Genomic DNA, 23,325 nt, shown 5'->3' on the forward strand with positions numbered 1-23,325 from the left:
GATACGCCACCGTGGTTACAATGGCCCCATGAACGACCTCGCCCCACAAACCCCCATCGAAACCCTGCTGAAGTCCGCCATGGATGGCCAGTTGCCGATCGGCGCCTTCATGAAGGCCTTCGTTGCCTCGGAGGTGGTGCTGCTCACCGGCAGCCTGGTCACCCCCGACGGCAGTGGCTTCGACCCGCTGCTGTTCGACAAGCAGGGCGTGCTGCACGTCGCCGTGTTCACCGACATGGCGCGGGTCGGCTTCCACAGCCAGCAGGCCCCGCACACCATCCGCATGCAGATGCTTGAGGTGCTCAAGCGTGTGCCCGGTGGCTACGGTGTCGTCGTCAACCCCGGCACATCGCTGGGCCTGGAACTGTCACCGGGCGGCATCGGCGAGATTCTGAAGGATTTCGCCTGAGCCAAGCCGCTTCGCCCCAAGGAGGGAACCGGATGCGTTGGAAGAAGAGGTTGGCGGCCATCGCAGTCGTCACATCGTTGGCAATAGTGGGCTTTGGTTATGGCCTGGCCTGGCAGTCGCAGGCAGCCTGCGGTGATGACATGTTTGCCGATATCCAGAAGCGAGGCGTCGTGGGGACCGGGCTGTTAGGCACTCCGGAGCCTCTGGTGCGGGCGGATGTCTCTACCCGAGTGGCCGGCCCTTTCGCGGTGACGGTCCATTACTTGGTCCCACGTGATCTGCACGGCACAGGCCACTGGTTACGTTGCAGTGTCGGCCCGTTCCACCGTCACCTCAATCTCGATACGGTTGAAACGAGGGAACATATCTGACCGACGTAAATCGCCCCGAAGAGCGCGGCTCCACGCGGTTTGCACATTGCTGAAGTGGACTTAATGTAGAGACGCCGATCACACAATCTCTACACATTCGCCGTTGCTAGAATCCGCCGTCAATACGGGGGGCTCCATGCAGACACAGTCTTCGCGCGTCACTACCGGTGTACAGGGACTGGACACCATCCTCAGCGGCGGCCTGCCGCAGGGTCGGCTGTACCTGCTCGAAGGGCCGCCCGGGTCGGGCAAGACCACGCTGTCGCTGCAGTTCCTGCTGCAGGGGCTGAAGCAGGGCGAGCGCTGCCTGTACGTCACGCTTTCCGAGACCGCCGAAGAGCTGCGCGAAGTGGCCGCGGCGCATGGCTGGTCACTGGACGGGCTGCACCTGTTCGAGCTCGGCTCGGCCGAGGATGCGCTCGGCAACGGCCGCCTGCAGTCCGTTCTGCATTCGTGGGAAGTGGAGCTGGATGAAACGGTCAACCTGATCCTCGGCGAAGTCGACCGGATCAGCCCGACCCGGGTGGTGTTCGACTCGCTCTCCGAGCTGCGCCTGCTGGCCCAGGACTCGCTGCGCTACCGCCGCCAGATCCTCTCGTTGAAGCAGTACTTCGCGCCGAAGAGCGTCACCGTGTTCCTGGTGGATGACCTGACCTCCGGCGTCGACGACCGCGATGGGCAGCTGCACAGCCTGTGCCATGGCGTTATTTCACTGGAACGGCTGACCCTGGACTTCGGCGCGGCGCGTCGCCGCCTGCAGGTGCAGAAGCTGCGCGGCGTGAACTTCGTGGCCGGCTACCACGACATGGTCATCCGCAGCGGCGGCCTGGAGGTCTTCCCGCGTCTGATCGCCTCGCAGCACCACGAGACCTTCGGCGAATCGCCGATCGGCAGCGGCGTGGCCGAGATCGACAACCTGCTGGGCGGCGGCCCGCTGCGCGGCACCAGCACCCTGTTGACAGGTCCGGCCGGCAGCGGCAAGACCAACGTGGCGCTGCAGTACGTGTGGGCCGCGTGCGAGCGCGGTGAGCGTTGCTGCATCTTCGAGTTCGACGAGCGTGTCGGCACCCTGATGGCCCGCGCCCAGGCGCTGCATATCAACCTGGAGGCGCACATCGCCGCCGGCCGGCTGGAGATCGTGCAGATGGACCCGGCCGAGATCTCGCCTGGCGAGTTCGCCTGGAACGTGCAGAAGGCCGTCGAGGATCGCAACTGCAGCGTGCTGGTGATCGACAGCCTCAACGGCTACGTGGCCGCCATGCCGCAGGAAAAGCAGCTGATGCTGCAGCTCCACGAAATGCTGTCCTACCTCAACCAGAAGGGCGTGGCGACCTTCCTCATCAATCCGCAGCACGGCCTGGTCGGCAGCATGTCCACCGGCAACCTCAACGTGTCCTACATTGCCGACGCGGTCATCCTGTTCCGCTTCTTCGAGGCACAGGGCCGGATCCGCAAGGCGATCTCGGTCATCAAGAACCGCGGCGGCGCGCATGAAGACACCATCCGCGAGCTCAAGATCAACGGCAAGGGCCTCATGCTCAGCGCCCCGTTGAACGAGTTCAAGGGCATTCTCACCGGCACCCCGGAGTTCGTGGGCGATTCGGCATCGCTGCTGGCCCATCCGTATGCCGGATGACGCCGGCAGCGGCATCGTCCACATCGTCGCGCCGTTCGGGCGTGATGCCACCAGCATGGCGGCGGTGCTGGCCACCGCCGGGCTGAGCACGCAGGAGGCCGCCACCCTGGAGGCACTGGGCGCCGCACTGGACGACCAGGCCGGCGTGGTGTTGATTACCGAGGAAGCGGTGGCGGGCGGCACCGAGGTGCTGCTCGAACGGCTGTCACGACAGCCTACCTGGTCGGACCTGCCGGTGATCCTGCTGCGCTCGCCGCGCGCGCATCGGCGCTCCCCCTTCGAAAGCCTCCTGCCGCGCACCATCAATGTGGTCGAGCTGGACCGGCCACTGGGCAGCATCTCGCTGCTCAGTGCAGTGCAGGGTGCCTTGCGTGCACGTGCCAAGCAGTTCGTGGTGCGCGACCAGATGCGCGCGCTGGCCGACAGCCGCAGCGCGCTGGCGCGCAGCGAGGCGGAGCTGCGGCTGATCGCCGACGCGATGCCGGTGTTGATCGCCTTCGTCGACACCAGCATGCACTACCGGTTTGCCAACAAGGCCTACGAGGCCTGGTTCGACCTGCCGGTGGGCGAGGTGATCGGCAAGAACATCCGTGAAGTGGTCGGCACCCGCGTCTGGGAGGAGCGCCTGCCGATCATGCAGCAGGTGCTGGCGGGCGACGAACACGTGTTCGAGGTCAGCTGGCCCGCCCGCGATGGTCGTCGCCGCGACTGCGAAGTGCGCTATACCCCGCGTCGCGCCGTCGATGGCAGCATCGACGGCTTCCATGTCTTCGTCACCGACATCACCGTGGCCCGCCAGGCGCTGGAGGCCAGCCGCCAGCATGCGCAGGAACTGGAAACCGTGGTGGCCGAGCGCACCCTGGAACTGCAGGCGCAGATGGCCGCGCGCGAGGCCAGCGAAGCCGCCCTGCGCCAGTCGCAGAAGATGGAGGCCATCGGCCAGCTCACCGGCGGCATCGCGCACGACTTCAACAACATGCTCACCGGCATCCTCTCCGCACTGGACATCGTGCGCCTGCGCCTGGAGATGGGGCGGGTGGACGATCTGGAGCGCTTCCTGGACACCGCCACCGCCTCCAGCCAGCGCGCCGCCGCGCTGACCCAGCGGCTGTTGGCCTTCTCCCGACGGCAATCGCTGGATGCGCGGCCGGTGGAGGTGAATGAACTGGTGGGGTCGATGCAGCACCTGCTGCGTAGCACCCTGGGCGAGACCGTACGCATCCACACCGACGTGGCGGCGACGCCGCTGCACGCCGCTCTTGATGTCAACCAGTTCGAAAGCGCACTGCTCAATCTGGCCATCAACGCGCGTGACGCGATGCCCAGCGGCGGCGCACTGACCCTGCGCTCGTACCCCCTGCAGCTGCGCGGTGGCGAGCACGCCAGCGTGCCGGCCGGCCATTACGCCGTGGTGGACGTCGCCGACACCGGCACCGGCATGCCGCCCGAAGTGGTGGAGCGTGCGTTCGAGCCGTTCTTCACCACCAAGCCGATCGGCAAGGGCACCGGCCTCGGCATGTCCATGGTGTACGGCTTCATGCAGCAGTCCGGTGGCCACATCGCCATCGACTCCAGCGAAGGGCAGGGCACCACGATTTCGCTGTTCATTCCGCTGGTGGAGGCCTGCGCCGAGCCGGTGCAGGCCGAACCTGCCACGCCGATGGCGCTGGGCGATGGGCAGTCGATCCTGGTGGTCGAGGACGACCCGCAGGTACGCATGCTGGTGACGGTGGTGCTGGAGGACCTGGGCTACCAGGTCGAGGTCGTGGGTGATGCGGATGGTGCGATGCCGATCCTGGCCTCGTCTCGCCGCATCGACCTGCTGGTCACCGATGTGGGCCTGCCCGGCCTCAACGGCCGCCAGCTGGCCGAGATCGCGCGGCAGTCGCGCCCCACGTTGCCGGTGTTGTTCATGACCGGCTACGCCGAGAAGGCGCAGGAGCGTTCGGCATTCCTGGAGACGGGCATGAGCATGATCGCCAAGCCCTTCCTGCTGGATGCCTTCAGCGACGCCGTGCGCACCGCCATGGCGGATACCGTGCTGGACGCTGGCGCCTGATTCCATTGGACACCCTGCCCAACGTCACGCGTCGGCACGCGCGCGGTGCGCAAGAATGGAGGCAGGCACTGAACGGCAGGAGAGCGGGACATGCAACGACGCACGTGGTGGTGGACGGTCATGGTCGCGCTGGCCTTCCCGGCGACGGCCAGTACGCCTCTCGATCTGGGCACCCTCGACCGCGCCATGACTGGCCCACGCACCCAGGTACTGGTGTTGGGCAGCGTGCACCTGAGCGAGATCGAGGGCGGTGTCCCGCCCGGCGCGCTGGCGCCGTTGCTGGACCGGCTGGCCGCGTTCAAGCCCGACATCATCACCGTCGAGAACATCAGCGGCGAGCAGTGCGACCTCGCCGCGCGCCATCCCAGCGTGTACGGCCCGGACTACTGCGCCGAGTCTGATACGGCGCGCATCGCCACCGGCCTGCAGATTCCCGCCGCGATCGAGCGGGTCAACGCCACCCTGGCAAGCTGGCCCGCTTCACCCACGCCGGGGCAGCGCCGTCAGCTGGCGGCCTGGATGCTGGCCGCCAACGACCGGCCGTCGGCCTATGCCCAATGGCTGCAGCTGCCGGCCGACGAGCGCCACGCCGGCGACGGGCTGGATACCAACCTCGTCGCGCTGCTGCAGACCATTGCCACTCGCCAGAACGAGAACTACCAGATCGCCGCGCAACTTGCCGCGCGGCTGGGCCTGCCGCGCGTGCACGCCATCGACGACCACACCGGCGACAACATCCAGATCAAGGACCGCAAGGCATTCGGTGCGTCGGTGGAAGCGGCCTGGAAGGCGGGCCGCAGCGAGCTGGAGAAGAACATCGCCATCGAGGACGGGCTGGCCAAACAGGCCAACCTGCTGCCGTTGTACCGCTTCCTCAATGCACCCGAGCGGCTCAACGTGCTCACCGATGTCAACGTCGGCGCCAGCCTGCGCGCGCGCTCGGCAGAGCACTATCCGCAGATATGGGTGAGCGGGTGGGAGATCCGCAACCTGCGCATGGTCGCCAACATCATGGAGACCTTCCGCGAGCGCCCGGGTGTGCGCGTGCTCTCCGTCGTGGGCGCCTCGCACAAGCCGTACTTCGACCACTGGCTGGGGCAGATGCAGGGCGTGCAGATCGTGGATGTGGAGCAGGCGCTGCGGTAGGTACCCACCGTTGGTGGGTACAGCACTCCGTCACCGCGCGGCCAGCGACGACTCCCGCAGCACCAGTTTCACCGGGATGGTCTGGCTCTCCACCGGCTCGCCCTGGATCAGGGCCAGCAGCCGTTCCACCAGCAGCTGGCCCGCCTGCTTGGTGTCCTGCTGCACGGTGGACAGCGTCGGCGACACCGACGCCGCCAGCGGAATGTCGTCGAACCCGGCCAGCGCCACATCCTGCGGAATGCGCAGGCCGCGCTCGCGCAGGGCGCGCATCGCGCCGATGGCAATCAGGTCGCTGGCCGCGAACACCGCATCGATGGCCTGGCCGTCGGCCAGCAGCGACTGGCATGCCTCGTAGCCGGACTGTTCGGTGGTGATCGCATCGAACTGCAGCGCCGGCTCAACCGCCACGCCGCGGGCCGCCATCGCGGCCACATGGCCGCGGTAGCGTTCCTCGAATTCGGGGTAGTGGCTGGAGGCATGGCCGACGAAGGCGATGCGCCGGCAGCCCTGCTCCAGGAGGTGCGAGGTGATGTCGAAGCCGCCCTGGAAGTTGTCGCAGCCGATGGACACGCCGGGCTGGTCGGGCAGCGCTGCGCCCCAGCGCACGAAGTGGGTGCCTTGTTCCACCAGCCGCTGCAGCCGCTCGCGCGACTCATGGTAGTCGCCGTAGCCGAGCAGGATGATGCCGTCGGCCTTGTTGCTGTCTTCGTAATCGGCCTGCCAGTCGGTGGACAACTGCTGGAACGACACCAGCAGGTCATAGCCGCGCAGCGCGCAGGCGCGGGTGATCGAGCCCAGCATGGCGTGGAAGAACGGGTTGATCAGTGAGTCGTCGTTGGTGGGGTCTTCGAAAAACAGCAGGGCCAGTGTGCCGGCGTTGCGCAGGCGCAGGCTGGAGGCGTTCTTGTCCACCTTGTAGTTCAGCTCCCGGGCAATCTTCAGGATCCGCTCGCGGGTCTCCTGGTTCACCATCGGGCTCCCGCGCAGCGCCCGCGACACGGTCGGCTGGGAAACCCCGGCCAGATGGGCAATGTCGAGGGAGGTGGCTTTGCCGCGGATGGTCATGAAGGGCAGGGCTGGGACGACGGGAGTCATGATGCCATGGTGGGGCGGGGCGGTGGGTCGCGCGGGGTGGTGGGACGTGTAGAGCCACGCCCTGCGTGGCTTCGCGGTCTATCCCCTGTTCTCGGCCAGCATGTTGCAGAACAGCGCGCCCTGCTCAATCGCATCATCCAGCGCGACGTGGGTGTGCGGCATCCTGTCGAACCAGCGCTTGGGCATGTTGCGCTTGGTGGCGGTGCGGTAATCCGTCTTCAATGCCGCCATCGCAAACGTCTTGATATCCAGTGCGGAATGCGAGAACGGGCTCTCCCCGGCGAAGCGCATCAGATACCAGTAGACGAACAGAAAGTCGTACGCCGCCGGATAGCCCACGAAGACCGGCCTCCCGGGCAGCGCCTTCAGCCATTCCACGTAGCGGCGCATCGCGGTTTCCGGCGCTTCGCAGTCACGACGGCACGCCGCCCAGGCCTCCGGCTGGGTGGCCCACCAGGCCAGGGTATCCGCGTGAGCCTGGGCCTCCGGCAACGTGTCCAGATTGGCCGAAAACGTCGCGACCAGCGTCTTGTCCGCCAGGTACGCGGCCGAGCCGAAGCTCAGCATGGAATGCGGGCCGGGAATGGGGCCGTCGGCTTCCACATCCGTGCTGACGTAGATTTCCTGCTGGGACACGGTCAGGCCCTCACTCCGCCAGCGGCGCAAGAAACTCCGGCGCCACCCACTCAGCAAGCCACACGCCGTTGTCCGCCTGGAAGAACGCGGCGCCCAGCCGGTGCATCTGCAGGGCATCGATCTTCAGGATCACCGGGCTGCCATAGCGCTGGCCCACGGAGGTGGCGGTGCCGATATCGGTCGACAGGTGCACATGGTGGCGTTTGCCGGGGCGCAGGCCTTCGGCAAGGATCGACTCAAGAAAGCGGCTGGCGGTGCCGTGGTAGAGCACATCCGGCGGCGTCTGCGGGACGTATTGGATCGCCACGGTGCCCGCCGTGTGGCCCTGGGCCGCGCGGATGCGCTGGCCGTCATCCGAGATCGTGAAGCGCTTCTTGTCGTTGTCCCGCACCACCGCCTCGACCTGGCTGCGGTCCAGCGGCTGACCGGAGGCCGTGGCGGCGGCGACCAGTGCGTCCAGTCCGGTCCAGCCTTCGCTGTCCAGCGTGATCCCGATGGCCTGGGGCTCGTGGCGCAGCACGAAGCTCAGAAACCGGCTGATGTCCGTCAGTTGTTTGTCCATGGGCGGAGTCTAGCGTGGGTGGGAGGGCATGCCGGCGCGCCTTGGTGATTGGCTCCCCGGCCAACCCCAGCTGTGCCAAGGGCTGAGCCAAAATCCGAGCCTGGCAGGGGGCATCCCCGACAAGGGGGACGCCGGCGGGGATGGTAGAATGTGCCGTTCTGTCATCCCACCCAGATCTCCCGCTGGGCAGGCCACGTATCGGCACCGCGAAGAGTGTGATATCTGTCAGGCCTGCCCTCGGACAACGGAAGAGCAACCCTATGGCGCGCGGCATCAATAAAGTCATCCTGGTCGGCAACCTCGGCAACGACCCGGACGTGAAGTACACCCAAGGCGGCATGGCGATCACCCGCATCAGCCTGGCCACCACCAGCGTCCGCAAGGACAAGGATGGCAACCAGCAGGAACGCACCGAATGGCACCGCGTGGTGTTCTTCGGCAAGCTCGGCGAAATCGCCGGCGAGTACCTGCGCAAGGGCAGCTCGGTCTACGTCGAAGGCAGCCTGCGCTACGACAAGTACACCGGCCAGGATGGCGTGGAGAAGTACTCCACCGACATCATCGCCGACGAAATGCAGATGCTGGGCGGCCGCGGTGAAGGCGGCGGTGGTGGCGGTGGCGGCAACTTCGCCGGCGGCGAGCGTCCGCAGCGCCAGCAGGCCCCGCGCCAGGAATACGGCGGTGGTGGCGGCGGTCAGCGCCAGAGCGGCGGCGGTGGTGGCGGTTACGGCCAGCAGCAGCGCCCGCAGCAGCCGCAGCAGTCGGCGCCGCCGATGGACGACTTCGCGGACGACGATATTCCGTTCTGAGTCGCACCCGCACCGCGTTTCATCAAAAGGCCCGCTCTTCAGCGGGCCTTTTTTACTTTGGAGCTCACTTGCAATCTGTTGCCAAATGGGCGACATTTGTCGCCTAATGAGCAACACTTCGCTACTGATGGCTGTCCTGTTCCCAGCGACCCGCCAACGGGTGCTGGCAGTGTTGTTGCTGCAGCCGGATGCCAATTTCCACCTTCGCGAGTTGGCCAGGATCACCGGCACCCACGCCGGCACCCTTGCACGCGAATTGGACAAGCTCACCGAGTCTGGGCTGCTGTTGCGGAGCGAGCAGGGGAACCAGGTGCACTATCGGGCCAACCGCGCCTGTCTGCTGTTCGACGACCTGGCTGGGATCTTCCGTAAGACCCATGGTGTGGTGCCCGTCCTTCGCGATTCATTGCGGTCAGTGGCCGATCACGTCTCCTTGGCATGGGTCTTCGGTTCGGTGGCGAAGGGTACCGAAGTGAGCAGTAGCGACGTTGATCTGCTGGTTTTGGGCGATATGGGGTTCGCTGACCTGGTGCGTGCGATCCACCCCGCGCAGGAGGTCTTGCGCAGGGAGATCAATCCTGTGCTGTACTCAATGGAAGAGTTCATGCGGCGGGTGCGGACCGGTGACGCGTTTGCCACCGAGCTGTTGGCGACGCCACAGCTCCTGGTCATAGGAGACAAGGATGACGTTGGAAAACTTGCTGGCGATCCGGCAGCTTCAGGCGCACAGCGCTGAACCCATCCAACTGCGCAAGTTGCTGGACGCCGCGCGGCGGAATCTGGCCGACGCGAGATTCGATCAGATAAGCTCCGACAATCGATTTGATGCCGGTTACAAGTGTGTCATGCAGTGCGCAATGGTCGGCCTTTGGGCGAGAGGCTACCGAACATCTAGCAGCCAGCCTGGTCACCACCAGACCGCGATTCAGTGCCTGATACACACCATGGGAGTATCCAAGGACGACATCATCGTGCTGGACGCGTTGCGCCGGCAGCGTAATCTCACTGACTACGAGGGTGATCCGGTGTCCGGTGCAACTCTGAAAGCCTGCATTGATCATGCTGCAGACCTGCTGTTGCATACAGAGCAATGGTTGCATGCGCACTATCCGGAAGTGTTCGCGCTGTAGCCTACGTCTGCAGAATTCAAGGCAAGGTAGATATCGACCGGTGCAGAATCTGCACGTCAACGGCAGGGTGAAGTAGCGACGAGTGCCTGCTTTGTTGTGCCTTGCAGCATTAATTTTCGTGCACTGCGACTTGCAAACAAATGATTTCCTCCCCTATGGTGCAATCGATTGCATTCCCGTAGATCGTTGCGTTTGATACCGGTTGGGAGGCCGGCAGTCGGATGTCCATCCACTCGATTGGATCGATCCAAGGTGCACGCCTCACGCGGCGCGACGCGCTGCGCATCGCGGTTGCCGGAAGCGTGGGCTTGGGCGCCGCCAGCCTGCTCCCTGCGACTGCCGCCGCCGCGCCGCTCAAGGGCAACCTGAAGCACTCCGTCGCCCGCTGGACCTTTCCGCAGTTGTCCGTGGCCCATCTCTGCCAGACGGTGAAGGACATCGGCTTCTCCGCCATCGACCTGGTAGGGCCGGAGGACTGGCCCACGCTGAAGACCCACGGCGTGTACAGCGCGATGTGCAACGGCGCGGAGCTGGGCCTGACCAAGGGGTTTGCTGGCAGCCAATTCCACGACGAACTGGTGGAGCGCTACACCCGGCACATCGACCTCGTGGCCGATGCCGGCTACCGCAACCTCATCTGTTTTTCCGGCAACCGCAACGGCATGGACCCGCAGGAGGGCATGGCGCATGCCGAAGCGGGGCTCAAGCGCATCCTGGGCCACGCCGAGAAACGCGGCGTGGTGCTGGTGATGGAGCTGCTGAACTCGCGCGTCGATCACCCCGACTATTTATGCGACCACTCGGCCTGGGGCGTGGAGCTGTGCCAGCGCCTCGGCTCGGATCATTTCGGCCTGCTGTACGACATCTACCACATGCAGATCATGGAGGGCGACATCATCGCCACCATCGGCCGGCACCACGCGCATTTCAAGCATTACCACACCGCCGGCGTGCCGGGCCGGCACGAGATTGGAGACCAGCAGGAACTCCAGTATCCCGCCATCTGTCGCGCGATCCGCGACACCGGTTTCGATGGGTATCTGGCGCAGGAGTTCATGCCTGCGGCGCCCGATCCCGTCGGTTCGCTGCGCGAGGCGATCCGCCTCTGCGACGTCTGAAATTGATATCCACCCAGGTGAAGTAGAACCCATGGCAGACAATCATTACGACGCAATCGTCGTCGGCTCCGGCATCAGTGGCGGTTGGGCGGCGAAGGAACTGACCGAGAAGGGCCTCAAGGTCCTCATGCTGGAACGCGGACGCAACATCGAGCACGTGAAGGATTACGTCAACGCGATGAAGGAGCCGTGGGACTTCCCGCACCGCAACCGGCCAACGCAGGCGATGAAGGCCGCCTTTCCGGTATTGATGCGCGACTACGCGCTGGCCGAGAACCTCGAGGGCATGTGGGCCGACGAGCAGGATTCCCCCTATATCGAGACCAAGCGGTTCGACTGGTTCCGCGGGTATCACGTGGGCGGGCGCTCGCTGATGTGGGGACGCCAGAGCTACCGGCTGTCGGACCTGGATTTCCAGGCCAACCTCAAGGACGGCATCGCCACCGATTGGCCGATCCGTTACGCCGACATCGCGCCCTGGTACGACCACGTGGAAAAGTTCGCGGGCATCGCCGGCACGCGCGAGGGGCTGGACGTGCTGCCGGATGGCGAGTTCCTGCCGCCGATCCCGCTGAACATTGTCGAGAAGGACGTGGCCGCGCGGATCAAGAAGGCCTTCGGCGGCACACGGCACATGATCCATTCGCGCACCGCGAACATCACCCAGCCCAAGCCCGAGCAGGGCCGCGTCAACTGCCAGTACCGCAACAAGTGCATCCTCGGCTGCCCCTTCGGCGCTTACTTCTCGACCCAGTCGGCGACGCTGCCGGCGGCCATGAAGACCGGCAATCTCACCTTGCGGCCGTTCTCGATCGTCAAGGAAGTGCTCTACGACAAGGACCGCAAGCGTGCGCGCGGTGTGGAGGTGATCGATGCCGAAACAGGGCAGACCTACACGTACACGGCCAAGGTCATCTTCCTCAACGCATCCTCCTTCAACTCGACCTGGCTGCTGATGAACTCGGCCACCGATGTCTGGGAAGGCGGGCTGGGCTCGTCGTCCGGCGAGCTGGGGCACAACGTGATGGACCATCATTTCGGCGCCGGCGCCTCCGGCCGCGTCGAGGGCTACGACGACAAGTACTACTTCGGCCGTCGTCCCTGCGGCTTCTACATCCCGCGTTTCCGCAATGTGGCCGAAGAGAAGCGTGGCTACCTGCGCGGGTTCGGCTACCAGGGCGGCGCCCGCCGCAACGGCTGGTCGCGCGAGATCGCCGAGCTGAACATCGGCGCCGACCTGAAGGAAGCGCTGACCGTGCCGGGCGACTGGCGCATCGGCATGACCGGCTTCGGCGAGATGCTGCCCCACCACGACAATACGATCCGGCTGGATCCAGACCGCAAGGACAAATGGGGCCTGCCGGTATTGGCGATGGACGTGTCCATGCGCGCCAACGAAAAGGCCATGCGCAAGGACATGGCCGCCGATGCCGCCGAGATGCTGGAGGCCGCCGGTGTGAAGGACGTGGAGATGCACGACAACGATTACGCGCCGGGCAAGGGCATCCACGAAATGGGCACCGCGCGCATGGGGCGCGACCGGAAGAGCTCGGTGCTGAACCAGCACAACCAGGTCTGGGATGCGCCCAATGTCTACGTGACCGACGGTGCGTGCATGACGTCCAGCGCCTGCGTGAACCCCTCGCTGACCTACATGGCGCTGACCGCACGTGCGGCCGACCATGCGGTGCGCGAGCTGAAAGCGGGGAACCTGTGATGGACCGCCGCGACCTGTTGAAAATGATCGTCGCCGCCACCGGCGCCGCCATGGTCGGTCTGCCCGAGCTCGTGCAGGGACAGGTGCCGGCTGCCGGCGCGAAGTCCCTGTTCTCCGCCGCCGACGTCGCCACGCTGGACGAGATCGCCGAGACCATCCTGCCGCGCACGAAAACGCCGGGAGCGAAGGACGCCGGTGCCGGTGCGTTCATGGCGCGATTCGTCAGCGACTGCTACACGGAAAAGCAGCAGGCGACGTTCCGCGCCGGCCTGGCCGACATCGACAAGCGCGCGGGCGGACGCTTCATCTCGCTCACGCCACCGGCCCGCGCCAAGCTGCTGCGCACGCTGGATGCAGAGGCGAGGAAACGCGCCGTCGAGGTGGGTGATACCGGTACCGCCTACGGTGACAAGGCCATGCCGCACTACTTCACGATGATCAAGCAGCTGGCCATCTTCGGTTTCTTCACCTCGAAGGTGGGGGCAACCGAAACGCTGCAGTACGTCGCCGTGCCGGGTCGCTACGATGGCGACCTGGCCTATGTCCCCGGTACTCCCGCGTGGGGCACCAGCTGATGAGGAACACGATGAGCAAGCCCCTGCTGATGGCAGCCTGCGTGCTGGCCGCAACGCCCGTATTCGCGCAGGCTGATGACCCCGCACGCGACCCGACAAAAACCGAGGTATGGAAGCCCGTGCCCGCAACCGTGGCCACGCCCTCCAACGGCGCGCCCTCCGATGCGATCGTGCTGTTCAATGGCAGGGATACCTCCGCCTGGGAGTCGGAGCAGGGCGGACCCGTACGCTGGAGCGTTGCCAAGGGCGCGCTGACCGTGGTTCCGGGCAGCAAGGGCATCCGCACGAAGCAGTCGTTCTGCGATATCCAGCTGCATGTCGAGTGGCGCACGCCTACGACGACCAAGGGCTTCGACGGCCAGCACCGCGGCAACAGCGGCATCTTCCTGCAGGAGCTCTATGAGCTGCAGGTGCTCGACAGTTACAACAATCCCACCTACGCCAACGGCCAGGCCGGCTCGCTCTACAAACAGGCGATTCCGCTGGTGAACGCCGCGCGCGCGCCGGGTGAGTGGCAGGCCTACGACATCATCTGGAAGGCCCCGCGCTTCTCGCCGGGCGGTGGGCTCACCGCACCGGCCCGCATCACCGTGCTGCACAACGGTGTGCTGGTGCAGGACGATACCGTGCTGTCGGGCAAGACCGAGTACATCGGTGCGCCGTCGTACGCGCCGCACGGGTGCGCGCCGCTGTACCTGCAGGAACACGATTCCAAAGTGAGCTACCGCAACATCTGGGTGCGGCAGCTGTAGTGGCATCCTATTTCGCCAGGTAACTGGCGAGGTTGTCGATTTCCTGTGCCGACAGCTGGGAGAAGGGCGGCATCAAGCCGCCGCCCTTGCTGATCTTTTCCTTGATCTGCGCCGGCTGCAGCCGCTTGGCGACGTCGGTGAGGGCGGGGAAGGTCGGCGGAACGCCGGCGCGGTTCGCGCCGTGGCAGGCGATGCAGTGCGTCGCGTAGAGTTGAGCGCCGGCCGCAGGGTCGTCCTTGGACCACGCCGGCGTTGCAAGTGTGGCCGCACTTAGAACAACGGCCAGTGTCAGGATCGGTTTCAAGCAGGGCTCCTTGGCTGGCTAGCGCTGCGCGCTGGCGGGCAGGTGGGCGGTCAGGTGGTGGCGCAGGTAGTCCGCGCCTGTCTTGATGGCGGTGGCCGGATCGCGCGGCTGGTCGTGTTCGATGATGTACCACTGCACGCCGGCACCGGCTGCGGCGGGCAGGATCGCCTTCCAGTCCAGCACGCCCTGGCCCACCGCGGCGAAGCCGCCCTCGTCTTCGGCCTGGCCCTTGGGGGCGTTGTCCTTGGCGTGCACCGCGAAAACGTGGCCGCGGAACTTGCCCAGCATCACCACCGGGTCCTGGCCCGCACGCGCCACCCAGGCCAGGTCCAGCTCGGTCTTCAGGTCGGGGCCGGCGGCGGCGAACAGCAGCTCCAGGCCGGTCTTGCCGTTGAAGTCGACCAGCTCGAAGTCATGGTTGTGGTAGGCCAGGTGCATGCCCTTGGCTTTCGCCTGCGCCGCTATCTGGCCAAGTTCCTTGCCCAAGGCGGTCCAGCCGGCGGCATCGGTTGGCCGATCCTTCTTGTCCAGATAGGGCACCACCAGTGTCGTGTTGCCGATCGACCGGTTGAAGGCCACCACGTTGTCCAGGTCACCGCGCAGATCGGCCAACTGCACGTGGGACGAAATCACCTTGATCGAGTAGCGGTCGAGCAGCTGCTTGAGTTCGGCGGCGCTGACGTTCTGGGTGCCGACCGTTTCCACCGCGCCAACACCCGCGTCATGGACGATCTTCAACTGCTGGTCGAGCGTGCCGGCGTTGCGCAGCGTGTACATCTGCACCGCGATGGGTTGCTGCGGGCCGGCCGCGTCGCCTGCGAAGGCGGGCAGGGCGGCGAGCAGCAGCAGTGCGAGGGTGGTTCTGCGTGCAGCAGTCTTCATCAAGAAATCCTCTCGAAGTTCAACCGATGGTGGTCCAGGCGCGGGACCTGGCCGATGCAATGACGCGGTCGACGATCAGCGCCGAACGCAGGCCGTCCTCGAAGGTGGGCAGGCCCTGCGGCCTCTCGCCCTCGATGGCGCGATAGGTGTCGGCGACGAACGCCTCGAAACACTGGGCGTAGCCCTGCGCGTGGCCGGGCGGCAATACCGCCAGCCGGCGTTGTTCGGCACTGCCGGCGCCGGGCCCGCGTACGAAGGTTTCCTCGCGCTGATCGGGCCGGCCGATCCACAAACGCTCCGGGTCCTCCTGGTTGAACGCCACGCTGGACGTGGCGCCATCGATTTCGAACCAGAGCCGGTTGTGGCGCCCTGCCGAGACCTGGCTGACCGTCAATGACGCCAGCGTACCCGCGCCGGTTTTGAACATCGCCGCGGCCACGTCCTCACTCGATACCGCCTGCAGGGCGCCACCGGCGGCTGGCGTGGTGAAGCTCTGCCCTGTGGCAGCCCTGCGCTCGGCGATGACGGTGGCGAACGCCGCGCTGACGTCCACGAAGCGCTCGCCGCTGACCCATTCGACCAGGTCACACCAGTGCGAGCCGATGTCGGCGAATACGCGCGACGCACCGCCCAACGTCGGGTCCACGCGCCAGTTGTTGCTGGCGGGGTCCAGCAGCCAGTCCTGCAGGTAGCTGCCGTGGATCAGATGCAGCGGCCCCAGCTCGCCCTGCGCGATGCGTGCGCGTGCCTCGCGCACCACCGGGTGGTAGCGGTAGACGAACGGCACCGTGGCCACCAGCCCGGTCGAGGCGGCCAGTGCCGCCAGGGCCTGGGCGTCTTCCAGCGTGGTGGCCAGCGGCTTCTCGCAGATCACGTGCTTGCCCGCTTCCAGCGCCGCCTGCGCCATCGGGCGGTGCAGGTGGTTGGGGGTGCAGACGTGTACGACCTGTACCTGCGGATCGGCAAGTACGTCGTCGATGTCGCGATAGCCGCGCGGGACATTCCATGACCGCGCTGCTTCCTCTGCGCGCTGCGGTGAGGACGCGACGACACCGCGGACCTCGGCACCGGCCAGCAGTGCCGCGCGACGATGCACGGCGCCGATCATGCCCGTCCCCACAATCGCGATTCCTAGCTTGCGCATCGGGTGGGCTCCTCAGTGCGTGGCGGGCGCGGCAGCGAGCACCGGCCGGTCGCGGAACAGCAACAGGAAGGCGATCAGCACCACCAGTGCCACGCCCGCCGGGAACAGCCAGATCCGCTGCCAGTCCGGCCCTGCGGCGGTGGTGTAGTGCTCGACCACCGCGCCGGACAGGAACGTGCCGATCAACATGCCCACACCGTAGGTGGCGAGCGTAATGAAACCCTGCGCGCTGCTGCGCGCGGCGGGGCCGGCATGCGCGTCGGTGTAGATCTGGCCGGTGACGAAGAAGAAGTCGTAGCAGATGCCGTGCAGCACGATGCCGATCACCAGCAGCGAGAAGCCGCCGCCCGCATCGCCGAAGGCGAACATGACATAGCGCACCACCCACGCGGCCATGCCCACCGCCAGCATCGTCTTGACCCCGAGCCGAACGAACAGGAACGGCATGGCCAGCATCAGCAGCACTTCGGACACCTGGCCCAGCGATTGCAGGCCCGCTGCACCGCGCACGCCCAGGTCGTTGAGGTAGGGGTTGGTGAAGTTGTAGTAGAACGCCAACGGGATGCAGATGGCGATGGAAGCCAGGAAGAACACCAGGTAGGAGCGCGACTTCAGCAGCCGCAGCGAATCCAGCCCCAGAACCTGCCCGAGTCCGGCGTCGCGCTGCTGCGCCAGCGGCGGCGTATGCGGCAGGGTGAAGGCATACAGGCCCAACGCCAGCGATGCCAGCGCCGCCATTCGGAAGGTCAGTTCGAGCGTATGCGCCTGTTCCCAGCCCAGCCAGCCGATCAGCACGCCGGCCACGATCCAGCCGACGCTGCCGGCAACCCGCACCGGCGGGAACTGCTTCTCGGGCGATTGCATGTGCCGCATCGCCACGCTGTTGGCCAGCGCCAGGGTCGGCATGAACAGCAGCATGTAGCCCATGACGCAGGCAAAGAACGTGTTGAAGTCCGTCGCCGTGGACGCAAGCCACATCAGCGCCGCGCCGGCCAGGTGCAGCACCCCGAGGATGCGCTGGGCCGCGAAGTAGCGGTCGGCGATCAGCCCGACCAGGAAGGGCGCCACGATCGCGCCGATGGACTGGCTGAGGAAGGCAGTGGCCACCTGGCTGGCGCTGGCCTGGAGCGGGCCCTGCACCAGGTACGTCCCCAGGGTCACGAACCACGCGCCCCAGATGAAGAACTGCAGAAACATCATCGCGCCCAAGCGCGACATGGCGTGCCTCATGGCTTGCCCTCCCAGGCGGTAGTGGCTCAGATTCCCAGCATGCGGCGCAGTGATCCGGGATCGGCACCGCTGTCGGCAAAGTCGTCGAAGGAACGTTCGGTCACGCGGATGATGTGATCACGGATGATGGCGGCGCCTTCGCGCGCGCCGTCCTCCGGGTGCTTCAGGCAGCACTCCCACTCCAGCACCGCCCAGCCCGGGAAATCGTATTGCGCGAACTTGGAGAAGATCGCCTTGAAGTCGATCTGGCCGTCCCCGAGCGACCGGAACCGACCGGGCCGATCGATCCAGTCCTGGTAGCCGCCATACACGCCGCTGCGCGCGCTGGGGCGAAACTCCGCGTCCTTGACGTGGAAGATGCCGATGCGCGGGTGATAACGGTCGATGAAGCCCAGGTAGTCGATCTGCTGCAGCAGCAGGTGGCTGGGGTCGTACAGGATCTTCGCGCGGGGGTGGTGGTCCACCACGTCGAGGAAGCGTTCGAAGGTGGCGCCGTCGTGCAGGTCTTCGCCGGGGTGGATCTCGAAGCACAGGTCCACGCCGCAGGCGTCGAAGGCATCCAGGATCGGGCGCCAGCGGCGGCCCAGTTCGGCGAAGGCTTCTTCCACCAGTCCCGGCGGGCGCTGCGGCCAGGGATAGAAGTAGGGCCAGGCCAACGCGCCGGAGAAGGTGGCATGCGCGGTCAGCCCCAGGCGCTGGCTGGCCTTGGCGGCCAGCATCAGCTGCTGCACCGCCCAGGCCTGGCGGGCGGGCGGATCGCCGCGGGTGTCCGTCGGCGCGAAGCCGTCGAACAGGGTGTCGTAGGCGGGGTGGACGGCCACCAGCTGCCCCTGCAGGTGGGTGGACAGCTCGGTGATCTGCACGCCGTGTCCGGCCAGCATGCCGGCGATGTCGTCGCAGTACGCCTGGCTGCGGGCGGCCTCGGCCAGATCGAACAGGTGGGGCGCACTGGTCGGTACCTGTACGCCAGAATAGCCCAGGCTCGAGGCCCAGCCGGCCAGCGTGTCCAGCCGGTCAAACGGTGGCGTGTCGCCGATGAACTGCGCCAGGAACAGCGCCGGACCCTTGAGCGTCTTCAACGTGATTCACCCCGATGCAATCGATTGCATTACCCTAGCAGGACGTTTGGCAAAACCTGTTGTGCACTGCACAGCAATAGGACGAACCTCAACACCCATGGCCACGATCTACGACATCGCAAAGCACGTCGGCGTCTCCGCAGGCACGGTGTCGCGGGCGCTTTCCCGGCCGGACAAGGTCCTGCCGGCCACGCGCACGCGCATCGAGCAGGCCGCCGCCGCGCTGGGCTACGTCCCCAACACGGTGGCCCGAACGCTCAAGACCCAGCGCAGCGGCAAGCTGCTGGTGACCGTGCCGGACATCGCCAACCCGTTCTTCGCCCAGATCCTGCAGGGCGCGGAGGAAGCCGCGCAGGCGGTCGGCTACGCCGTGTTGCTGGGCGACACCCAGCATCGCCCCGAGCGCGAGGAGCGCTACGCGCAGATGCTCCGGCGCAACGAGGCCGACGGCATGATCGTGCTGGGGCATCGCCTGCCGCCGACCGCGCGCGCGATCGTCCAGCAGCAGGGCAACGCGGCGCCGGTGGTCAATGGCTGCGAGTTCGACCCCGCGCTGGGCATCCCCAGCGTCCACATCGACAACGCGGCCGCCGCGCGCGCCGTGATGGAACACCTGTATGAACTGGGCCACGAGCGGATCGCCGTGGTGGGCGGGCCGCCCGAAAATCCACTGCACGAGCAGCGGCTGGAAGGCGTCCGGGCCGCCGGCAAGGCACGCGGCCGCCTGCGCAGCCTGAGCGTTGTACCGGGCGATTTCTCCGTGGAATCCGGACATGCGGCGGCAATGGCGCTGCTGACCGGCGCGACGGTGCCGACCGCGATCTTCTGCTTCAGCGACCAGATGGCGCTGGGTACCCTCGCGGCCTGCCGGGATCTGGACATCCGCGTGCCCGACGACCTGTCCATCGTCGGCTTCGACGACCTGGCGTCGTCCCGCTACCTCACGCCCGCGCTGACCACCGTCCGGCAGCCGATGCGGGAGATCGGCGAGCGCGCGGTCAACCTGCTGCTGGCCATCATCGAAGGGGTCGACGTGCCGCTTCAGCAGACGCTGGAATTCACCCTGATGGTGCGCGGCTCGACGGCCGCCCCGTAGCGCCACGCCATGCGTGGCTTCGCGGTGCCTGGTCGAAGACCAGCCATGCAGGCCATGGCGCTACCGATGTCGTGTACCCACCTCACCAGTTCCAGCGCATCCCCACCTTCGCGTCCCACGCATCAAAGGTGCGTTCGAAACTCTTCTGGTAACCGATGTTGGCGTACGTGGTGGTCGATGCACCCATCTGCCAGGTCATGCCGGCATTGAGCTGCCACCACGTGCCCTTGAGGTCAGCCTTGAATGGCACGTAGCCATCGGCGGAGGAAAATTCGGTGACCGGTTGGCCACGGAACTCATGCCACACGTTGAGGCGCAGCCAGCCACTAAACAACCGGCGGATGCCATCGTCGGTGGGCTCCAGTGTCCACGTGTCAGCCCAGCGCAGCCCCAGCCGCGCGGCCAGCGAATCCATGTCGTCGAAGCGGATCAAGGCGGCGGGATCGGCGTTGCTGTCCTTGTTGATGCGCTGGTAGATCACCTGCGCCTGCGGTTCGAATACCCGCGTATCGTCGGCCTCCTGCCGGAAGGGGTAGCCGCCTTCCAGCGACACGGCCCAGCCGAAGCTGTCGCGGTCGAGCAGCAGGCCGTTGGACGAGCGCGATTTGCCTTTGCCCCAGCTGCCCTGCCATACCGCATCCAGGTACTGGCCTTCTTCCCGGTAGCGCGTCCAGTACAGGCCGAGCGAGGTGGCGCGCACTTCGTTGCGACCTGCCAGCGTGCCGTTGTAGTGGATCACGTCGCTGCTCATGCGGCCCTGGCCGAGGTAGAAGCCGGCGTGGTCGCGGATGCCATCGTCGCGCTCCACCGCGTAGGCGTCGGTACCGGCCTGGATCGCCAGAATGTCGTAGTCGTAGCGCGGACTGCCCTGGTAGGCGCCGCGACGACGGCCCTCGGCATCGCCGTTCTCGCCGATCACGCGTACCCAGGCGCTATTGAAGTTGTCGTCGCCGCGCAGGTCGCCACGCGCGCGCAGTTGTTCCTGCTCGCCCACGCGCTCATGCAGATTGCCGAGCGTGGCCCAGCCATAGCGCAGCGCGATCGCCGGCAGCGCGGTGTACAGCGAGACTTCGGCGCGATAGTCGGGTACGGGCAGCGGCCCCGGCTCGGGTGGGTCTGGGGGCGTTGGGGGCGTCGGGCCGGGCACGGGCGGGGGCGGAATCGGCGGCGGATCGGGGTTCGGGCCCGGGTCTGGCGCGGGCGGCGGCGGCTCCGGCGGCTCCGGCTGCGGCGGCGGATCCGGTGGGGTCGGCGGATCCGGGTCGGGGGGAATCGGCGGCGCAGGGCAGAGCACCGAGGGCACCCCGGGAGCGGTGCAATCCACCGTCGAGCGCAGGAACCAGTCCTCACCGGTATCCGCACTGTTGCCGCCGCGGTGCAGGGTGTAGTTGTATGGACCGGCCAGCAATGCCGCCGACTGCGTAAACGCCGCCGGTGCGGTGGTGGCGCCATTCAATGCCACGACCACCCGGATGCCGTCACCGCGGGTGAGCGCGCCGGGGCCGTCGGTGTTGTGGAATTCCAGCAGGCTCTGACCGCTGGCAGTGCCGCCCTGGATCAGCAGCTGGTCGGTGGGCGAATCGTCTTCGCCCAGATAGGTGTTCAACGCGAGCACGCTGCCGCTGCCGCCCACATAGTTGCCGGTATACAGCAGCTTGTAGACGTCGCCGGTCATCGGCGTGAAGGCGATGCGGCCGTTGTTGGTGATCAGCTGCGAGACGGTGGAGCTTTCCGGAATGATCCAGCTGCTGCTTGGATCCACGCTGACGCGGGTAACATTCCATGCCCTGCCGGTCCACTGCGACTGGTTGGCCAGGCTGATGTTGGCTTCGCTTTCCGAATCGGCTTCTGCCAGGCCTTCCAGAACGCTGCGGTCCGCGTTGAGCTGCACGGCCGTGGGCAGGCCCGGGCTGCCGATGGCTTGCGCGGACAGCAGGCCCTGCGTGCCGGCCACGCGTGCACCGTTGCTGGCGCTGAAGAGCAGCGGTCCCTGCGCGATGATGGCCCAGCTGTCGCTGGTCAGGCTGCCGCCCTGCAGGTTGAGCGCGTGGGCGAAGCCGTTGGAGGCATTGTTGGAATACAGCCCGTAGGCCCCACCGGTGGTGGTGAGCGTGCTGTTGATGAGGGAGATGCGGTTGTCCTGGGTGACCTGGCCGGTGGCGCCGCCGTAGCTCCACTGGTAGATGCCGACCAGGCCGTTGTCATTGCGCAAGGCGGTATTGGTCGCAGTGACCTGCGCGTTGTTGTAGGTCTGCAGCGTTACGCCGTTCGCACCCGTGGTACCCACCGTGTCGCCGGTCAAGGTGAGGGTGCTGGGCACGCTGCCGTTGAGGCCGGCATACAACCCGTACCCGCCGGCGGTGGGGTTGCTCCAGGTGGTACCGTTACTGGTCAGCGTGCCGCCCTGTACCAGGCCGGCAGCGCGCTGCGAGGGTGCGGAAACGCTGCCGAAGATGGTGGTGGTCGCCATCGACGAGGTAGGGCCCGGCGTGAACGCGTAGGCCTGGCCATTGCCGTTGGCCGACACCGTGACCTGGCTGCCGCCAGTCAGCGTCAATGCCGAGCCGGTGCGGATCCAGGCGCCCAAACCGACGCCCGGGCCGGCGACGACCAGATGGTTGATGCTCGCCGAACCGCCGTTGGTGGCGACAACGCCGGTGCCGGTGGAGCCGCTGGTTGCGGTGGAATTGAAGGTCATGCCCAGGTCGGAGATCGTGGCCGCGTTCGCACCGCCATCCAGGGTCAGGCCCACGGAACTGGCCCCGCTGAAGGTGAGGGAGATCGGCGCGGTGGCCTGCAGTTGTCCGCCGCCGTACAGATAGATGCCGATCGCGCCGCTGGTCTGGAACACGATCGGCAGCGCACCGCTGACCACGATGCTCGCTGCCGGCCCTTGTACACCCAGGCCGACCCGGTTGGACGAGCCGCCCACATAGAAGCGGTTGCCGGCGCCGAGCTCGGCGCGGCCGCTGCCTTCCACGCCCACGCCATGACCACCACCGGGCACGAGCAGCGGGTCGTTCCAAGAGGTATTGGCGATGCGCACGGTTCCAGCGGTGACGCCGGCCAACCTGCCGTTGGTGCTGCCCAGAGTGCCGCCGTTGATCGCGATGGTGCCGCCATCGGCGAACAGCGCCGTGCCGGTGGTGGTGGTGACGTTCACGCCGTTGGGGGCGGATATCGTACCGACGGTGGCATGCAGTCCGCGGCCGCTGGCGGTGCGCACTGCAATGGCCCCGGGCGTGGGACCGGCCTGGGTGTCCAGCAGCACATCGCCGCCGTTGGCGAACACGCCTTCGCTGCTGCCTGCGGTGGTATCGATGGTCGTGCCGCCGACCACCGTGGTGGTGCCGGTTGTGGACGTGACCGTGGTGGTGCTCGTGCCAGGCCCGACGGTGGCCTGTGCGGCGGCTGAATGCACAACGCAGGACTGGGCAAGTGCAAGGGCGATACTGCTGGCGAGAACATGACGAAGCACAGTCATGGTGGCACTCCGGCCGGGGATATTCCGATGATCCGGCTTCGTCAGGTCGCCACAAGCGTTGTTTTACCCACGCGCGGCCAGCAAAACTACT

Annotated in this window: 22 protein-coding genes; 13 read left to right on the forward strand and 9 right to left on the reverse strand. The window is 66.6% G+C overall.

The window, feature by feature from the left end:
* Positions 1-28: 28 nt before the first annotated feature.
* From ACOZHM_RS07915 to ACOZHM_RS07935, 5 genes are all read left to right on the forward strand, one after another.
* Entirely contained in the window at positions 29-409 is a 381-nt protein-coding gene (locus tag ACOZHM_RS07915; protein WP_421568691.1) for an SseB family protein, read from the forward strand.
* 32 nt (positions 410-441) lie between these two features.
* A complete protein-coding gene (locus ACOZHM_RS07920) occupies positions 442-780 on the forward strand; it encodes a hypothetical protein (protein ID WP_421568693.1) in 339 nt (112 codons plus the stop codon).
* 103 nt (positions 781-883) lie between these two features.
* The gene (locus tag ACOZHM_RS07925) at positions 884-2,416 is read left to right on the forward strand and encodes an ATPase domain-containing protein (RefSeq protein ID WP_421568694.1); all 1,533 of its coding nucleotides are present in this window, start codon (positions 884-886) and stop codon (positions 2,414-2,416) included.
* Complete coding sequence (locus ACOZHM_RS07930; protein WP_421568695.1) at positions 2,406-4,475, forward strand: PAS domain-containing protein; 2,070 nt, start codon at positions 2,406-2,408, stop codon at positions 4,473-4,475. Before ACOZHM_RS07925 ends, ACOZHM_RS07930 begins: the two co-directional genes overlap by 11 nt.
* 90 nt (positions 4,476-4,565) lie before the next feature.
* Entirely contained in the window at positions 4,566-5,621 is a 1,056-nt protein-coding gene (locus ACOZHM_RS07935) for a DUF5694 domain-containing protein (protein WP_421568697.1), read from the forward strand.
* A 30-nt stretch (positions 5,622-5,651) separates the two neighbouring features.
* Here the strand turns inward: ACOZHM_RS07935 and ACOZHM_RS07940 are convergent, their stop codons facing one another.
* The 3 genes from ACOZHM_RS07940 to ACOZHM_RS07950 all read right to left on the reverse strand — a co-directional run bounded on the left by ACOZHM_RS07940 (position 5,652) and on the right by ACOZHM_RS07950 (position 7,914).
* Positions 5,652-6,686: a LacI family DNA-binding transcriptional regulator gene (locus tag ACOZHM_RS07940; RefSeq protein WP_421568982.1), complete on the reverse strand. Its 1,035-nt coding sequence runs from the start codon at positions 6,684-6,686 to the stop codon at positions 5,652-5,654.
* A 108-nt stretch (positions 6,687-6,794) separates the two neighbouring features.
* A complete protein-coding gene (locus tag ACOZHM_RS07945) occupies positions 6,795-7,382 on the reverse strand; it encodes a 3'-5' exoribonuclease domain-containing protein (protein ID WP_421568698.1) in 588 nt (195 codons plus the stop codon).
* The gene (locus tag ACOZHM_RS07950) at positions 7,363-7,914 is read right to left on the reverse strand and encodes an RNA 2'-phosphotransferase (protein ID WP_421568699.1); all 552 of its coding nucleotides are present in this window, start codon (positions 7,912-7,914) and stop codon (positions 7,363-7,365) included. The genes ACOZHM_RS07945 and ACOZHM_RS07950 overlap by 20 nt, the downstream gene beginning before the upstream one ends.
* 260 nt (positions 7,915-8,174) lie before the next feature.
* On the opposite strand from ACOZHM_RS07950, the gene ACOZHM_RS07955 reads away from it, so the two are divergent.
* The 7 genes from ACOZHM_RS07955 (at position 8,175) to ACOZHM_RS07985 (ending at position 14,015) form a co-directional block, all read left to right on the forward strand.
* Positions 8,175-8,723, forward strand: coding sequence for a single-stranded DNA-binding protein (locus tag ACOZHM_RS07955; protein WP_421568700.1), 549 nt, complete (start codon positions 8,175-8,177; stop codon positions 8,721-8,723).
* 106 nt (positions 8,724-8,829) lie between these two features.
* A complete protein-coding gene (locus ACOZHM_RS07960; protein WP_421568702.1) occupies positions 8,830-9,459 on the forward strand; it encodes a nucleotidyltransferase domain-containing protein in 630 nt (209 codons plus the stop codon).
* Complete coding sequence (locus ACOZHM_RS07965; protein ID WP_421568703.1) at positions 9,407-9,853, forward strand: DNA-binding protein; 447 nt, start codon at positions 9,407-9,409, stop codon at positions 9,851-9,853. The genes ACOZHM_RS07960 and ACOZHM_RS07965 overlap by 53 nt, the downstream gene beginning before the upstream one ends.
* Positions 9,854-10,074: 221 nt before the next feature.
* Positions 10,075-10,971, forward strand: a complete 897-nt coding sequence (locus ACOZHM_RS07970) for a hydroxypyruvate isomerase family protein (protein ID WP_421568704.1) — start codon at positions 10,075-10,077, stop codon at positions 10,969-10,971.
* A 31-nt stretch (positions 10,972-11,002) separates the two neighbouring features.
* Positions 11,003-12,688 carry a GMC oxidoreductase gene (locus ACOZHM_RS07975; RefSeq protein WP_421568706.1) on the forward strand — a complete coding sequence of 562 codons (1,686 nt, stop codon included), beginning with the start codon at positions 11,003-11,005 and terminating at the stop codon, positions 12,686-12,688.
* Positions 12,688-13,263 (forward strand): gluconate 2-dehydrogenase subunit 3 family protein, encoded by a 576-nt coding sequence (locus tag ACOZHM_RS07980; RefSeq protein ID WP_421568707.1) that lies wholly within the window; start codon positions 12,688-12,690, stop codon positions 13,261-13,263. Before ACOZHM_RS07975 ends, ACOZHM_RS07980 begins: the two co-directional genes overlap by 1 nt.
* Positions 13,264-13,274: 11 nt before the next feature.
* Complete coding sequence (locus ACOZHM_RS07985; protein ID WP_421568708.1) at positions 13,275-14,015, forward strand: 3-keto-disaccharide hydrolase; 741 nt, start codon at positions 13,275-13,277, stop codon at positions 14,013-14,015.
* A gap of 7 nt (positions 14,016-14,022) precedes the next feature.
* Here the strand turns inward: ACOZHM_RS07985 and ACOZHM_RS07990 are convergent, their stop codons facing one another.
* Genes ACOZHM_RS07990 through ACOZHM_RS08010 form a run of 5 tightly spaced genes read right to left on the reverse strand, consistent with a single transcriptional unit; the run spans position 14,023 to position 18,654 of the window.
* Positions 14,023-14,319: a c-type cytochrome gene (locus ACOZHM_RS07990; protein ID WP_421568710.1), complete on the reverse strand. Its 297-nt coding sequence runs from the start codon at positions 14,317-14,319 to the stop codon at positions 14,023-14,025.
* A gap of 18 nt (positions 14,320-14,337) precedes the next feature.
* A complete protein-coding gene (locus tag ACOZHM_RS07995) occupies positions 14,338-15,201 on the reverse strand; it encodes a sugar phosphate isomerase/epimerase family protein (protein ID WP_421568712.1) in 864 nt (287 codons plus the stop codon).
* A gap of 19 nt (positions 15,202-15,220) precedes the next feature.
* The gene (locus ACOZHM_RS08000) at positions 15,221-16,345 is read right to left on the reverse strand and encodes a Gfo/Idh/MocA family protein (RefSeq protein ID WP_421568713.1); all 1,125 of its coding nucleotides are present in this window, start codon (positions 16,343-16,345) and stop codon (positions 15,221-15,223) included.
* 12 nt (positions 16,346-16,357) lie between these two features.
* Positions 16,358-17,575 (reverse strand): nucleoside permease, encoded by a 1,218-nt coding sequence (locus ACOZHM_RS08005; RefSeq protein WP_421568714.1) that lies wholly within the window; start codon positions 17,573-17,575, stop codon positions 16,358-16,360.
* Positions 17,576-17,601: 26 nt separating this feature from the next.
* Positions 17,602-18,654 carry a sugar phosphate isomerase/epimerase family protein gene (locus ACOZHM_RS08010; protein ID WP_421568716.1) on the reverse strand — a complete coding sequence of 351 codons (1,053 nt, stop codon included), beginning with the start codon at positions 18,652-18,654 and terminating at the stop codon, positions 17,602-17,604.
* A gap of 97 nt (positions 18,655-18,751) precedes the next feature.
* On the opposite strand from ACOZHM_RS08010, the gene ACOZHM_RS08015 reads away from it, so the two are divergent.
* Positions 18,752-19,750, forward strand: coding sequence for a LacI family DNA-binding transcriptional regulator (locus tag ACOZHM_RS08015; protein WP_421568717.1), 999 nt, complete (start codon positions 18,752-18,754; stop codon positions 19,748-19,750).
* Between the two features lie 82 nt (positions 19,751-19,832).
* On the opposite strand, the gene ACOZHM_RS08020 is transcribed toward ACOZHM_RS08015, so the two are convergent.
* Positions 19,833-23,234 (reverse strand): autotransporter outer membrane beta-barrel domain-containing protein, encoded by a 3,402-nt coding sequence (locus tag ACOZHM_RS08020; RefSeq protein ID WP_421568719.1) that lies wholly within the window; start codon positions 23,232-23,234, stop codon positions 19,833-19,835.
* Between the last annotated feature and the right edge of the window lie 91 nt (positions 23,235-23,325).

It is taken from the genome of Stenotrophomonas sp. PD6 (assembly GCF_049199305.1).
Taxonomy (GTDB): domain Bacteria; phylum Pseudomonadota; class Gammaproteobacteria; order Xanthomonadales; family Xanthomonadaceae; genus Stenotrophomonas.

Excerpts from the sequence above, each read along its gene's own strand:
- ACOZHM_RS07915 (WP_421568691.1), top strand. The coding sequence starts at position 29 with ATGAACGACCTCGCCCCACAAACCCCCATCGAAACCCTGCTGAAGTCC.
- ACOZHM_RS07920 (WP_421568693.1), top strand. The coding sequence starts at position 442 with ATGCGTTGGAAGAAGAGGTTGGCGGCCATCGCAGTCGTCACATCGTTG.
- ACOZHM_RS07930 (WP_421568695.1), top strand. The coding sequence starts at position 2,406 with ATGCCGGATGACGCCGGCAGCGGCATCGTCCACATCGTCGCGCCGTTC.
- ACOZHM_RS07935 (WP_421568697.1), top strand. The coding sequence starts at position 4,566 with ATGCAACGACGCACGTGGTGGTGGACGGTCATGGTCGCGCTGGCCTTC.
- ACOZHM_RS07940 (WP_421568982.1), bottom strand. The coding sequence starts at position 6,686 with ATGACCATCCGCGGCAAAGCCACCTCCCTCGACATTGCCCATCTGGCC.
- ACOZHM_RS07950 (WP_421568699.1), bottom strand. The coding sequence starts at position 7,914 with ATGGACAAACAACTGACGGACATCAGCCGGTTTCTGAGCTTCGTGCTG.
- ACOZHM_RS07955 (WP_421568700.1), top strand. The coding sequence starts at position 8,175 with ATGGCGCGCGGCATCAATAAAGTCATCCTGGTCGGCAACCTCGGCAAC.
- ACOZHM_RS07960 (WP_421568702.1), top strand. The coding sequence starts at position 8,830 with ATGAGCAACACTTCGCTACTGATGGCTGTCCTGTTCCCAGCGACCCGC.
- ACOZHM_RS07965 (WP_421568703.1), top strand. The coding sequence starts at position 9,407 with ATGACGTTGGAAAACTTGCTGGCGATCCGGCAGCTTCAGGCGCACAGC.
- ACOZHM_RS07970 (WP_421568704.1), top strand. The coding sequence starts at position 10,075 with ATGTCCATCCACTCGATTGGATCGATCCAAGGTGCACGCCTCACGCGG.
- ACOZHM_RS07975 (WP_421568706.1), top strand. The coding sequence starts at position 11,003 with ATGGCAGACAATCATTACGACGCAATCGTCGTCGGCTCCGGCATCAGT.
- ACOZHM_RS07980 (WP_421568707.1), top strand. The coding sequence starts at position 12,688 with ATGGACCGCCGCGACCTGTTGAAAATGATCGTCGCCGCCACCGGCGCC.
- ACOZHM_RS07985 (WP_421568708.1), top strand. The coding sequence starts at position 13,275 with ATGAGCAAGCCCCTGCTGATGGCAGCCTGCGTGCTGGCCGCAACGCCC.
- ACOZHM_RS07995 (WP_421568712.1), bottom strand. The coding sequence starts at position 15,201 with ATGAAGACTGCTGCACGCAGAACCACCCTCGCACTGCTGCTGCTCGCC.
- ACOZHM_RS08000 (WP_421568713.1), bottom strand. The coding sequence starts at position 16,345 with ATGCGCAAGCTAGGAATCGCGATTGTGGGGACGGGCATGATCGGCGCC.
- ACOZHM_RS08005 (WP_421568714.1), bottom strand. The coding sequence starts at position 17,575 with ATGAGGCACGCCATGTCGCGCTTGGGCGCGATGATGTTTCTGCAGTTC.
- ACOZHM_RS08015 (WP_421568717.1), top strand. The coding sequence starts at position 18,752 with ATGGCCACGATCTACGACATCGCAAAGCACGTCGGCGTCTCCGCAGGC.
- ACOZHM_RS08020 (WP_421568719.1), bottom strand. The coding sequence starts at position 23,234 with ATGACTGTGCTTCGTCATGTTCTCGCCAGCAGTATCGCCCTTGCACTT.